The 12403-nt window shown below is 40.3% G+C and carries 12 protein-coding genes; 11 read left to right on the top strand and 1 reads right to left on the bottom strand.

From position 1 onward, the window contains the following. Nucleotides 1–19 precede the first annotated feature (19 nt). From D8837_RS02455 to D8837_RS02425, 6 genes are all read left to right on the top strand, one after another. Nucleotides 20–769, top strand: coding sequence for a tRNA1(Val) (adenine(37)-N6)-methyltransferase (locus D8837_RS02455; RefSeq protein WP_125456085.1), 750 nt, complete (start codon nucleotides 20–22; stop codon nucleotides 767–769). Further along, on the top strand, nucleotides 759–1055 hold the full coding sequence (locus tag D8837_RS02450; RefSeq protein ID WP_084862548.1) for a GIY-YIG nuclease family protein: 297 nt from the start codon (nucleotides 759–761) through the stop codon (nucleotides 1053–1055). Before D8837_RS02455 ends, D8837_RS02450 begins: the two co-directional genes overlap by 11 nt. A gap of 179 nt (nucleotides 1056–1234) precedes the next feature. Continuing rightward, complete coding sequence (locus tag D8837_RS02440) at nucleotides 1235–2170, top strand: manganese-dependent inorganic pyrophosphatase (RefSeq protein WP_125456084.1); 936 nt, start codon at nucleotides 1235–1237, stop codon at nucleotides 2168–2170. A gap of 86 nt (nucleotides 2171–2256) precedes the next feature. Further along, on the top strand, nucleotides 2257–2769 hold the full coding sequence (locus tag D8837_RS02435) for a YiiX/YebB-like N1pC/P60 family cysteine hydrolase (protein ID WP_070842496.1): 513 nt from the start codon (nucleotides 2257–2259) through the stop codon (nucleotides 2767–2769). Beyond that, entirely contained in the window at nucleotides 2753–3403 is a 651-nt protein-coding gene (locus D8837_RS02430; RefSeq protein ID WP_125456083.1) for a DUF1803 domain-containing protein, read from the top strand. Before D8837_RS02435 ends, D8837_RS02430 begins: the two co-directional genes overlap by 17 nt. A 101-nt stretch (nucleotides 3404–3504) precedes the next feature. Next, nucleotides 3505–3696 (top strand): CsbD family protein, encoded by a 192-nt coding sequence (locus D8837_RS02425; protein WP_049488510.1) that lies wholly within the window; start codon nucleotides 3505–3507, stop codon nucleotides 3694–3696. A 46-nt stretch (nucleotides 3697–3742) separates the two neighbouring features. Here the strand turns inward: D8837_RS02425 and D8837_RS02420 are convergent, their stop codons facing one another. Then, complete coding sequence (locus tag D8837_RS02420; protein ID WP_125456082.1) at nucleotides 3743–5188, bottom strand: UDP-N-acetylmuramoyl-L-alanyl-D-glutamate--L-lysine ligase; 1446 nt, start codon at nucleotides 5186–5188, stop codon at nucleotides 3743–3745. A gap of 211 nt (nucleotides 5189–5399) precedes the next feature. Here D8837_RS02420 and D8837_RS02410 point away from each other — a divergent pair, with 211 nt between their 5' ends. The 5 genes from D8837_RS02410 (at nucleotide 5400) to D8837_RS02390 (ending at nucleotide 12386) form a co-directional block, all read left to right on the top strand. Further along, the gene (locus D8837_RS02410; protein ID WP_024478878.1) at nucleotides 5400–7022 is read left to right on the top strand and encodes a putative polysaccharide biosynthesis protein; all 1623 of its coding nucleotides are present in this window, start codon (nucleotides 5400–5402) and stop codon (nucleotides 7020–7022) included. A 204-nt stretch (nucleotides 7023–7226) separates the two neighbouring features. Then, nucleotides 7227–9185, top strand: a complete 1959-nt coding sequence (locus tag D8837_RS02405; RefSeq protein WP_125456081.1) for a peptide ABC transporter substrate-binding protein — start codon at nucleotides 7227–7229, stop codon at nucleotides 9183–9185. A 312-nt stretch (nucleotides 9186–9497) separates the two neighbouring features. Continuing rightward, nucleotides 9498–9953 (top strand): hypothetical protein, encoded by a 456-nt coding sequence (locus D8837_RS02400; protein WP_125456080.1) that lies wholly within the window; start codon nucleotides 9498–9500, stop codon nucleotides 9951–9953. Nucleotides 9954–10117: 164 nt separating this feature from the next. Continuing rightward, nucleotides 10118–11212 carry a cystathionine gamma-synthase gene (locus D8837_RS02395; RefSeq protein ID WP_125456079.1) on the top strand — a complete coding sequence of 365 codons (1095 nt, stop codon included), beginning with the start codon at nucleotides 10118–10120 and terminating at the stop codon, nucleotides 11210–11212. 7 nt (nucleotides 11213–11219) lie between these two features. Beyond that, nucleotides 11220–12386, top strand: a complete 1167-nt coding sequence (locus tag D8837_RS02390; protein ID WP_125456078.1) for a MalY/PatB family protein — start codon at nucleotides 11220–11222, stop codon at nucleotides 12384–12386. Nucleotides 12387–12403 lie beyond the last annotated feature (17 nt).

Raw genomic sequence — 12403 nt, 5'->3', positions numbered from 1 at the left:
AATTTGCTATAATAGGACTATGGAAGAAGAACAATTATTAAAATCAGGGGAGCGCATTAACCAGCTCTTTTCGACAGATATTAAAATCATTCAAAATAGAGAGGTTTTTAGCTATTCGGTGGATAGTGTTCTCTTGTCACGTTTTCCACGTTTTCCTAAAAAGGGCTTGATAGTGGATTTTTGTGCTGGTAATGGAGCGGTGGGGCTATTTGCTAGCACTCGTACTCAGGCACAGATTTTGGCTGTTGAGATTCAGGAGCGTTTGGCGGATATGGCTGAACGCTCTGTCTGTTTGAATGGTTTGGAAGAGCAGATGGAGGTCATCTGTGATGATTTGAAAAATATGCCTGCTTACATCCAGGGAAGTAAGGTGGATATGATTTTGTGTAATCCACCCTATTTCAAGGTGGATCCTCATTCAAACCTGAACGAGAGTGAACATTATCTCTTGGCGCGACATGAAATCACGACCAATTTGGAAGAAATTTGTCGTAGTGCCCAGAGTATTCTTAAATCGAATGGACGCTTGGCCATGGTTCATCGTCCTGATCGGCTTTTAGATATCTTGGACAGCTTACAACGGCATAATCTAGCCCCTAAGCGCCTGCAGTTTGTTTATCCAAAAAGAGAAAAGGAAGCCAATATGCTTTTGATTGAGGCCATCAAGGATGGCTCGACAAGTGGCTTTAAGGTCTTGCCACCTCTCATTGTACACAATGATGATGGCTCTTATACGCCGGAACTCGAAGAGATTTATTATGGATCATAAGGCTTATATGTATGTGCTGGAGTGCCGTGACGGATCCTACTATACAGGCTATACGACTGATGTGAAGAGACGCCTCGCTGTCCACAACAGTGGGAAGGGGGCCAAATACACACGAGCACGCTTGCCAGTCAAACTTATCTATGCTCAAGGTTTTGCCAGTAAGGAAGAAGCCATGTCGGCAGAAGCCCTTCTCAAGCGTAAGAAGAGGCCACAGAAGGAAAGATTTTTATCTGAAAATCAAGATAGAAATTTACTCATACTCAATGAAAATCAAAGAGCAAACTAGGAAGCTAGCCGTAGACAGTACTTGAGTACGGCAAGGCGAAGCTGACGTGGTTTGAATTTGATTTTCGAAGAGTATCAGTTATTTTGAAGAATCGTGAGGAGCCCTTTGACTCCTCTTACTTTTGTCAAAAAGCGAAAAAAATGCTACAATAAAGAGAATAAATAAAATGAGGTATTATCATGTCTAAGATTCTAGTATTTGGTCACCAAAATCCAGACTCAGATGCCATCGGGTCATCTGTAGCCTTTGCCTACCTTGCAAAAGAAGCTTACGGTTTGGATACGGAAGCTGTTGCCCTTGGAACTCCAAATGAAGAAACAGCCTTTGTCTTGAACTATTTTGGTGTAGAAGCACCGCGTGTCATCACTTCTGCTAAAGCAGAAGGTGCAGAGCAAGTTATCTTGACTGACCACAATGAATTCCAACAATCTGTATCAGATATCGCTGATGTAGAAGTTTATGGTGTTGTGGACCACCACCGTGTGGCTAACTTTGAAACTGCAAGCCCACTTTACATGCGTTTGGAGCCAGTTGGATCAGCGTCTTCAATCGTTTATCGTATGTTCAAAGAACATGGTGTAGCTGTTCCTAAAGAAATTGCTGGTTTGATGCTTTCAGGTTTGATTTCAGATACCCTTCTTTTGAAATCACCAACAACACACCCAACAGATACAGTCATTGCTCCTGAATTGGCTGAATTGGCTGGTGTCAACTTGGAAGAATATGGTTTAGCTATGTTGAAAGCTGGTACAAACTTGGCTAGCAAATCTGCTGAAGAATTGATTGACATCGATGCTAAAACTTTTGAATTGAACGGAAATAATGTCCGTGTTGCCCAAGTAAACACAGTTGATATTGCAGAAGTCTTGGAACGCCAAGTAGAAATTGAAGCTGCAATGCAAGCTGCCAACGAAGCAAACGGCTACTCTGACTTTGTCTTGATGATTACAGATATCGTCAACTCAAACTCGGAAATCTTGGCTCTTGGTGCTAACATGGACAAGGTTGAAGCGGCTTTCAACTTCAAACTTGAAAACAATCATGCCTTCCTTGCTGGTGCTGTTTCACGTAAGAAACAAGTGGTACCTCAATTGACTGAAAGCTTTAATGCTTAAGATTTTGAGTATTAATTCAAATTAGGAAAGGCTAGTTTGCCTTATATCGAAAGGAGTTTCGGCTCCTTTTTTTCTAGGAGTGAAGTATGTTAGAAAATGGCGATTTGATTTTTGTGAGAGATGAGTCAGATATGGGACAGGCCATCCAGACTTCCACAGGCAACTATAACCATGTTGCCATTTGTTTGGATGGGATGATTTACCACGCTAGTGGAGAATTTGGTGTGGTCTGTCAAGAACCAGCAGAATTCTTTGAGTCCAATCACTTGTACGACCTCTATGTTTACCCAGAAATGGATATCCAGTCTGTGAAGGAAAAAGCTTGCAAACATCTTGGAGCTCCCTACAATGCTTCTTTCTATCCAGATGGCGCTGGTTTCTACTGTTCCCAGTACATGGCAGAAATTCTCCCCATTTTTGCAACCATACCTATGAAATTTGGAGATGGGGAGCAGGAGATTAGTGATTTTTGGAGAGAGTATTACAGAGAACTAGGTCTGCCTGTTCCTTTGAACCAGCCGGGGACCAATCCCAGTCAGTTGGCAGCATCGCCTCTGTTAGAATGTAAAGAAAGGAATCTTCATGATTCAGATTTTTAATCCATCTCGTTTGACGAGACAGCCATTTTTTAGAGAATTGAACCGCTATCTGGACCAGCATGAGGATGTTATTTTGCGAGAAATTAAGGCTCAATTTCCAGATATAGCAGTTGATAAACTCATGGAAGAGTATATAAAGGCAGGCTTGATTCTACGAGAAAATAAGCGTTATTACCTTAATCTTCCTATGCTTGAATCACTTGATAGTCTTGAACTGGATCAAGAGATTTTTGTTAGCGAAGATAGTCCGGTCTATCAAGCCTTGTTAGAGCAGAGGTTTGAGACAGAATTACGCAATCAAACCAATGCTGCTATTTTAGTTGAAAAGACGGACTTTGCGCGGACTAAAATGACCCTTTCCAATTATTTCTACAAGGTCAAACATCAGTATCCTTTGACAGAAAAACAGCAGGAACTTTATGACATTTTAGGAGATGTCAATCCTGAGTATGCTCTCAAATACATGACAACTTTTTTGTTGAAATTTCTCAAAAAAGACCAGCTTATACAGAAACGCCGTGATATCTTTGTGGATAGTTTGGTTGTCCTAGACTATATTGTCCAAAATGAAGAGGGGAAGTATGAGTTGACCGTCGATTTTGACAAGGAGAGATTAACTTTCTACTTAGCTTGAAATTTTGTTTCTGAGCACATTATTTGCCTTTCCTTAGGATTAAGTATAAACTATATGTAACCGGTAACACATATCGGAATAAAACTAAAGGAGACAATCATATGTCACTTGAAAACAAATTGGAACAAGCAACAGGCGCTATCAAAGAAGGATTTGGTAAAGTTACTGGAGATGGTAAGACTGAAGCAGAAGGCGCTGTAGAAAAGACAGTTGCTAAGGCAAAAGAAGTAGTTGAAGATGCTAAAGATGCTGTAGAAGGTGCCGTTGAAGGTTTGAAAAACGCTTTTAAATAAAAATAGAAAAAATCAAGGGTTTCATTTCCCTTGATTTTTTACTATCTTATAAATAATTTTCTGCGACTGCTGCATCTCCTGGATAGGCTTCTTTCTTACCTTGGACGATTTGGTAGCAATCGGCTCCTTTACCAGCGATAATCACAGCATCTAATTCTTGACTTGTGATAGCCATCGCTGCCTTGATGGCTTCTTGGCGATCCGCAATCTTTTTAACAGGATGATTGATGTAGCTACTGATTTCATCTGCAATGACCATTGGGTCTTCATAGTTGGGGTCATCAGCAGTCAGAAAGACTTGAATCTCAGGGTGTTGGTTCAGGAGGAGGCCAAAGTCCTTACGACGGCTTTCTCCCTTGTTTCCTGTCGAACCAAGAACCAGTGCAATTTTTCCAGTTTGATGAGTTTCTACGACATTGATGAGTTTTTTGAGACTATCACCATTGTGGGCATAGTCGATGAAAACCTTGGCTCCGTTTTTCTGAGTGAGAACTTCCATACGACCAGGAACTCGGGTTGCAGCGATTCCTTTTTTGATGTCCTCAAGACTAGCTCCGAGACGGAGGCAGGCAAGTCCAGCAGCGACTGCATTTTCTTGGTTGAAGTGACCAATTAGTTGAATATCATAATCTCCAGCAAGTTTACCTGTAGCTGAGAAGCTAAAGGCTTTGGAATTCTCAATTTGGTTTTCAGACTGGCTACCATAAAAATCATGGTCTTGATATTCAACTTGTTCTTTCAAGACAGAAAAGTGGTCCATGTCACTGTTAATGATGACTGCTCGGCTATTTTCCATCAAGAGACGTTTGTGGTAGAAGTAGTCTTCAAAGCTAGGGTGTTCAATCGGGCCGATATGGTCGGGGCTGATATTGAGGAAAACTCCCACATCAAAGGTTAGACCATAGACACGTTTGACCAGATAGGCCTGACTGGATACCTCCATGATGAGGTGAGTACGGTCATTTTGCACAGCTTGATTCATCATGTCAAAGAGGTCAATACTCTCAGGGGTTGTCAATGCAGACTTAAAGAAAGTTTCGCCATCTAGAGTTGTGTTCATAGTTGACAACATAGCAGGTCGATGCCCTTGAGATAAGATGTTATAGGCGAAATAGGCTGCTGTTGTCTTACCCTTGGTTCCAGTAAAGGCAAGGAGTTTGAGTTTGTCCTGTGGATTTCCATAAAATTCCATGGCAATCAAACTCATGGCTTTCTTGATATCACTGACGATAATAGCAGGAATACCAACTTCATAGTCTTCTTCAGCCATATACCAACCGAGGCCTTGAGAGATGGCTGAAAGCAGAAATTCCTTCTTAAAGGAAGCCCCCTTGACGAAAAAGAGGCTCTTCTCTTTGGCCTTGCGGCTGTCATAACAGATGGTATCAAATACGACATGGCTGTAGTTGTAGTGATAGTGTCCTTGGTCGATAATCTCGCGGAAGAGACTATCTTTCTTTAAAATATCTAATACGGTTTCAATCTTAATCATACTTTCTATTGTAAACCGAAAGTCGTAAATTTACAAGTGACAAGGAAAAGTTTATAATGGGAGATGAGGAATTTTTCCTAGTGATTAAAACTCTTCGAAAATCAAATTCAAACCACGTCAGCTTCGCCTTGCCGTACTCAAGTACAGCCTGCGGCTAGCTTTCTAGTTTGCTCTTTGATTTTCATTGAGTATAAAATAAAATGAGGAATCTATGTCTAACGAAAACAATCACCAGCAGGCCCAGATGTTACGGGGGACTGCTTGGCTAACGGCTAGTAACTTTATCAGTCGTCTACTCGGTGCCATTTATATCATCCCTTGGTATATCTGGATGGGGTCTTATGCGGCTACAGCAAATGGTCTCTTCACCATGGGCTATAATATCTATGCCTGGTTCTTGCTGATTTCAACAGCAGGGATTCCAGTTGCGGTGGCCAAGCAAGTGGCCAAGTATAATACCATGCGAGAAGAAGAGCATAGCTTTGCCCTGATTCGGAGCTTTTTAGGCTTTATGACAGGACTAGGTCTGGTTTTTGCTTTAGTCTTGTATCTCTTTGCTCCATGGCTAGCAGACTTGTCGGGTGTAGGGAAAGACCTGATCCCAATCATGCAGAGTTTGGCTTGGGCGGTCTTGATTTTCCCATCTATGAGTGTTATCCGAGGCTTCTTCCAAGGGATGAATAACCTGAAACCTTATGCCATGAGCCAAATTGCTGAGCAGGTCATTCGTGTTATCTGGATGCTCTTAGCTACCTTTATGATTATGAAAATGGGCTCAGGAGATTATCTAGTAGCGGTTACCCAATCCACCTTTGCTGCCTTTGTCGGCATGGTAGCTAGTTTTGCAGTTTTGATCTATTTCCTTGCCAAAGAAGGATTACTTAAAAGAGTCCTTGAAACAGGAGATAAGATAAACAGCAAGCGTCTTTTGGTCGATACCATTAAGGAAGCCATTCCTTTTATCCTGACAGGGTCTGCTATCCAGCTTTTCCAGATTTTGGATCAGATGACCTTCATCAATAGTATGAGCTGGTTTACCAACTATAGTAATGAAGACTTGGTTGTCATGTTTTCTTATTTCTCAGCCAATCCTAATAAAATCACTATGATTTTGATTTCCTTAGGAGTTTCGATTGGTGGTGTAGGCTTGCCACTTTTGACCGAAAACTATGTTAAAGGTGATTTGAGGTCTGCCTCTAAATTGATTCAAGATAATCTAACGATGCTTCTATTGTTTCTTTTTCCTGCAACAGTGGGAGTGGTCATGGTCGGTGAACCTATTTATACCATATTTTACGGGAAGCCAGATGGTTTGGCATTAGGTTTGTTTATCTTTGCGGTCTTGCAGTCAACCATTTTGGGTGTATATATGGTTTTGTCACCAATGCTTCAGGCTATGTTCCATAACCGTAAAGCAATCCGTTACTTTTTCTATGGTTCAGTTGCTAAGCTAGTCTTGCAATTACCAACAATTTATCTTTTTCACAGTTATGGTCCTTTGATTTCAACATCAATCGCTCTTATCATCCCTATTCTATTCATTTATCGTGAACTATGTAGGGTAACAGGAATGAGAGGTAATGTGGTATTTAGGAGAACCATTTTAATCAGTTTGTTGACTTTTGTTATGTTCATCGGTGTAGGCGCTATTCAGTGGATACTGGGATTTGTCTTCCAACCAAGTGGACGTTTGTGGGGTTTTCTATATGTAACTCTTATCGGTGCAATGGGTGGAGGAGCTTATGGAATTATGAGCCTCCGTACCCGTTTATTGGATAAGGTGATTGGAAAAGCCCAAGCAGATCGCTTACGAATCAAATTAAAGTTAACTTAAAAAATATTTATAAATAAAAGGGATAATTTGAACATTTCTATCATGAAATGCTTGAATTATTCTCTTTTTTATTAATTTGTAGAATGATAACTAAAGTTTGTAGATGGTAATTTTATTTTTCTTAAATTTTACTTAAAAAACTATTGACTAAATAAAACTCAAGTTGTATAATAAGACAAATATTTAAATCAGGAGGTTCTGGAGATGAAAAAGTCTAAGGCCAAGTATGCAACACTTGCAGGTGTCGTGCTAAGTGCAGGTATTTTGTTAAGTGCGTGTGGAAATTCTAGCACAGCGTCAAAAACATATAACTATGTTTACGTAAGTGACCCATCAAGTTTGAACTATCTAGCAGAAAACCGTGCAACAACCAGTGATATCGTGGTTAATTTGGTAGATGGGCTCATGGAAAATGACCAGTATGGGAACTATATCCCATCCTTGGCAGAGGATTGGAGTGTTTCTCAAGACGGTTTGACCTATACCTACAAACTGCGTAAAGATGCTAAATGGTACACTGCAGATGGGGAAGAATATGCTCCTGTAACTGCCCAAGATTTTGTAACTGGTTTGAAATATGCAGCTGATAAAAAATCAGAAGCCTTGTACTTAGTGCAAGAATCCGTAGCAGGTTTGGATGACTACATTAATGGTAAAACAACAGACTTTTCAACTGTCGGAGTCAAGGCTCTTGATGACCAAACTGTTCAATATACTTTGACACGACCAGAACCTTACTGGAACTCAAAAACAACCTCAACCATTCTCTTCCCAGTCAACGCTGATTTCTTGAAATCAAAAGGAGATGATTTTGGGAAGGTAGACCCATCTAGCATTTTGTACAATGGACCTTTCTTGATGAAATCCTTTGTTTCAAAATCAGTTATCGAATTCAAGAAAAATCCTAATTACTGGGATGCTAAAAATGTCTTTGTAGATGATGTCAAATTGGCCTATTATGATGGTAGTGACCAAGATGCACTGGCTCGTAACTATGTAGAGGGAGCCTATAGCTACGCTCGTCTCTATCCAAATAGTTCAAGCTTTGAAGGAATCAAAGAGAAGAATAAAGACAATATCATCTATAGTCTGCAAGATGCTACTTCTTACTTCTTAAACTTCAACTTGGATAGAAAATCTTATAAATTCACTTCCAAGACAAGTGATGCTGAAAAGAAATCGACTCAAGAAGCGGTTCTGAGTAAAAACTTCCGTCAAGCCATTAACTTTGCCTATGACCGTACAGCTTACGGGGCCCAATCTCAAGGAGAAGATGGTGCAACTAAGATCTTGCGTAACTTGGTTGTTCCTCCAAACTTCGTAAGTATCAACGGAAAAGACTTTGGTGAAGTAGTAGCCTCTAAGATGGTGAATTATGGTAAAGAATGGCAAGGAATCAACTTTGCAGATGCCCAGGATCCATATTACAATGCTGAAAAAGCTAAAGCCAAATTTGCTGAAGCTAAGAAAGAACTCCAAGCCAAAGGAGTCCAATTCCCTATCCACTTGGACATGACAGTTGACCAAGCTGATAAAAAGGGTGTCCAAGAGGCAAATTCTATGAAGCAATCTATTGAAGCAGCCTTAGGTGCAGAGAACGTTGTAATTGATATTCAACAACTTTCTACTGAAGACTTTGATAATACAAGCTATTTGGCTCAGACTGCAGCTCAGAAGGATTACGATCTATACAACGGTGGTTGGAGTGCAGACTACCAAGACCCTTCAACCTATCTTGATGTATTTAATGTTCATTCTGGTGGTTTGATGCAAAATCTAGGTATAGAGCCGGGTGAAGCCAATGACAAGGCCAAGGCTGTTGGGCTGGATGTCTATACTCAAATGTTGGAAGAAGCCAATAAGGAACAAGATCTTGCAAAACGCTATGAAAAGTATGCTGAGATCCAAGCGTGGTTGGTGGATAGCGCTTTAGCAATTCCAAATGTTTCTAAGGGTGGAACACCAGTGTTGAGAAAAACAGTTCCTTTCTCAGAACCATATTCATTAGCTGGTAATAAAGGTATTGAATCATATAAATACCTCAAAGTACAAGATAAGACAGTNACAAAAGATGAATATGAAAAAGCCAAAGAAAAATGGTTGAAAGAAAAAGAAGAATCCAATAAAAAAGCTCAAGAAGAATTGGCAAAACATGTGAAATAGGGATTTTTCAAGAAAAACGATGGTTTCGAAAGAAGCTGTCGTTTTTTAATAGAATGATAGCGAAGTTGGAAGAAAAGTGCTTACATTTTTTAAATTGTTTATCAGATTTATGATATAATGAATATAATAAAAGTTGCGAAAAGTTATTTTCGAAGGTCTCTCATAGCTAATTGAGGATACATAGATTAAATTAATTTTATAGGAGGGATACTGTCTACTAAAAAGTAAGATAAAACGCAACAAATGATAAGTTCTTCTTTTATGTGAAGAGTTCTTATCTGCCTATTTACTAATCGTTATGGAGGTATCATCATGGGTGCTATTATGGAGTTTGCGACAGAAAAACAGATTGCATCATTTCTTTCAAGTTGTCGCATTGAAGGGCAAAAGAGTTTTCTGATGGCTTTTAAGAAAAAGACATGGTTGAAATCCTTTATTGATTTTTTCATTATAGGCGGTTCCTACTATGTTCAGTCGAGTGTGAAGCCTAAGATTCTGGCATTCACACCTAAGGGAATCTACTTGATGGACATCAGTGATGTAACTGAAAATCGTTCTAATCAAGTCTTTGAGATGTCTTGGGATGATGTTAAAGATTTTACTTATCAGACAGTCTTGAATACAGTTAGATTTAATTGGCATTATCAAAATGAAGACTATATTTTTTCCGTGGATGTCGGTCAGATTGGTCAGCATGTGGGTCAATATCAATTTAATAAAGAGCATTATGACTATTTAGCCCAACACGATTTCTTTCAGTCTAAGTAAGGCCTAGCAATCATCGTCACAAAAGAATCTAGAAGCTTTTCTGGATTCTTTTTAGCTTTACTCTATAAGTATATAGTTTGAAACTATAACTAGCTCTTGAAAAGAAGAAAATGAGTTGATGAAAATAAGTGGTACAATAGTTACTATAGATTTGGAGGTATTGTATGAGCAAGGAATTACACATTAACACAATTTTGGCCCAGGCGGGTATCAAATCAGATGAAGCGACAGGAGCTTTGGTGACACCGATTCATTTTTCGACGACTTATCAGCACCCAGAGTTTGGTCAGTCTACTGGATTTGACTATACGCGCACCAAAAACCCAACTCGCAGTAAGGCGGAAGAAGTCTTGGCGGCTATTGAGTCAGCAGACTATGCCCTAGTGACTAGCTCAGGTATGTCAGCTATTGTACTGGCCTTTAGCGTCTTTCCAGTAGGAAGTAAGGTCTTGGCTGTCCGTGACCTTTATGGTGGTTCTTTCCGCTGGTTCAACCAAGTGGAGCAAGAAGGCCGTTTCCATTTTACCTATGCCAATACAGAAGAAGAGTTGATTGCCGAGTTAGAAAAGGATGTGGATGTTCTCTATATCGAAACCCCAACCAATCCCTTGATGTTGGAATTTGATATCGAAAAACTAGCAAAATTAGCTCATGCTAAAGGTGCCAAAGTGGTGGTGGACAATACCTTCTACAGCCCTATCTACCAACGTCCGATTGAAGATGGAGCAGATATCGTTCTCCATTCAGCAACCAAGTATCTAGCAGGTCACAATGATGTCTTGGCTGGAGTGGTTGTGACCAATAGTTTAGAACTATACGAGAAACTCTTTTACAATCTCAATACGACAGGGGCAGTCTTGTCTCCATTTGACAGTTATCAATTGATTCGTGGTCTCAAGACCTTATCTCTTCGTATGGAGCGCTCAACAGCCAATGCCCAAGAAGTGGTTGCCTTTTTGAAGGATTCTCCAGCAGTTAAGGAAGTTCTCTACACTGGTCGTGGAGGTATGATTTCCTTTAAAGTGGCGGATGAAACACGCATTCCACATATCTTGAATAGCCTCAAGGTTTTCTCTTTTGCCGAAAGTTTGGGTGGGGTAGAAAGTCTCATTACTTATCCAACGACGCAAACTCATGCTGATATTCCAGCAGAAGTGCGCCATTCTTATGGTTTGACAGATGACCTCTTGCGTTTGTCGATTGGGATTGAGGATGCTAGAGATTTGATTGCAGATTTGCGCCAAGCCTTAGAAGGATAAGATAAAGATGGGAAAATATGATTTTACAAGCATGCCCAATCGTTTAGGGCATCATACCTATAAATGGAAAGAAGCAGAAACGGATAGTGAAGTCCTACCAGCTTGGATAGCGGATATGGACTTTGTAGTCTTGCCTGAAATCCGCCAAGCTGTGCAAACTTACGCTGATCAACTGGTTTATGGCTATACCTATGCCAGTGAAGAGTTAATTAAGGAAGTTCAAAAGTGGGAAGCCACACAACACGGTTACCACTTTGACAAAGAGGCTCTTGTCTTTATCGAGGGTGTGGTACCAGCCATCTCAACAGCTATTCAAGCCTTTACAAAAGAAGGCGAGGCGATTTTGATTAACACGCCTGTCTACCCACCTTTTGCTCGCAGTGTCAAGTTGAACAACCGTAGATTGATTACCAATTCTTTGGTGGAAAAGGATGGTCTGTTTGAGATTGACTTTGACCAACTTGAAAAGGATTTGGTGGAAGAGGAGATCAAACTTTATATTCTTTGCAACCCTCACAATCCTGGTGGACGTGTTTGGGAAAAGGAAGTGTTGGAGAAGATTGGCCAACTCTGCCAAAAACACGGTGTTTTCTTGGTTTCGGATGAGATTCACCAAGATTTGGCCCTCTTTGGTCACAAGCATCATTCCTTCAATACCATTAATCCTGCCTTCAAAGATTTTGCGATTGTCTTGAGCAGTGCCACTAAAACTTTTAATATTGCTGGGACAAAAAATTCCTATGCAGTTATTGAAAATCCTAAGTTGAGACTGGCTTACCAGAAACGTCAGTTGGCTAATAATCAACATGAAATTTCAGGTTTGGGTTATTTGGCGACAGAAGCTGCCTATCGATATGGGAAGGATTGGTTGGAGGAACTCAAGCAAGTCTTTGAAGACCACATCAATTATGTGGTGGATTTATTTGGTAAAGAGACTAAAATCAAGGTCATGAAACCGCAAGGGACCTACTTGATTTGGCTTGATTTTTCAGCCTATGACTTGACTGATGAAAAATTACAAGAGCTTTTGAGAAATGAAGCCAAGGTTATCCTTAACCGTGGTTTGGATTTTGGAGAGGAAGGAAGTCTCCATGCCCGCCTCAATGTAGCTATGCCTAAATCTCTACTGCAAGAAGTGTGTCAGCGGATTGTGACGACTTTTGCCAAACGTTAAAAATCCAGCCTTCTAGG

It is taken from the genome of Streptococcus mitis (assembly GCF_003942965.1).
GTDB lineage: Bacteria > Bacillota > Bacilli > Lactobacillales > Streptococcaceae > Streptococcus > Streptococcus mitis_BH.
The sequence above is the reverse complement of the archived record's forward strand: the minus strand, read 5'-3'. Positions and strand labels throughout refer to the sequence as shown.

Coding starts and splice junctions, on each gene's coding strand:
- D8837_RS02400 (WP_125456080.1), top strand. CDS start 9,498: ATGGGTGCTATTATGGAGTTTGCGACAGAAAAACAGATTGCATCATTT.
- D8837_RS02430 (WP_125456083.1), top strand. CDS start 2,753: ATGATTCAGATTTTTAATCCATCTCGTTTGACGAGACAGCCATTTTTT.
- D8837_RS02410 (WP_024478878.1), top strand. CDS start 5,400: ATGTCTAACGAAAACAATCACCAGCAGGCCCAGATGTTACGGGGGACT.
- D8837_RS02395 (WP_125456079.1), top strand. CDS start 10,118: ATGAGCAAGGAATTACACATTAACACAATTTTGGCCCAGGCGGGTATC.
- D8837_RS02420 (WP_125456082.1), bottom strand. CDS start 5,188: ATGATTAAGATTGAAACCGTATTAGATATTTTAAAGAAAGATAGTCTC.
- D8837_RS02455 (WP_125456085.1), top strand. CDS start 20: ATGGAAGAAGAACAATTATTAAAATCAGGGGAGCGCATTAACCAGCTC.
- D8837_RS02390 (WP_125456078.1), top strand. CDS start 11,220: ATGGGAAAATATGATTTTACAAGCATGCCCAATCGTTTAGGGCATCAT.
- D8837_RS02425 (WP_049488510.1), top strand. CDS start 3,505: ATGTCACTTGAAAACAAATTGGAACAAGCAACAGGCGCTATCAAAGAA.
- D8837_RS02450 (WP_084862548.1), top strand. CDS start 759: ATGGATCATAAGGCTTATATGTATGTGCTGGAGTGCCGTGACGGATCC.
- D8837_RS02440 (WP_125456084.1), top strand. CDS start 1,235: ATGTCTAAGATTCTAGTATTTGGTCACCAAAATCCAGACTCAGATGCC.
- D8837_RS02435 (WP_070842496.1), top strand. CDS start 2,257: ATGTTAGAAAATGGCGATTTGATTTTTGTGAGAGATGAGTCAGATATG.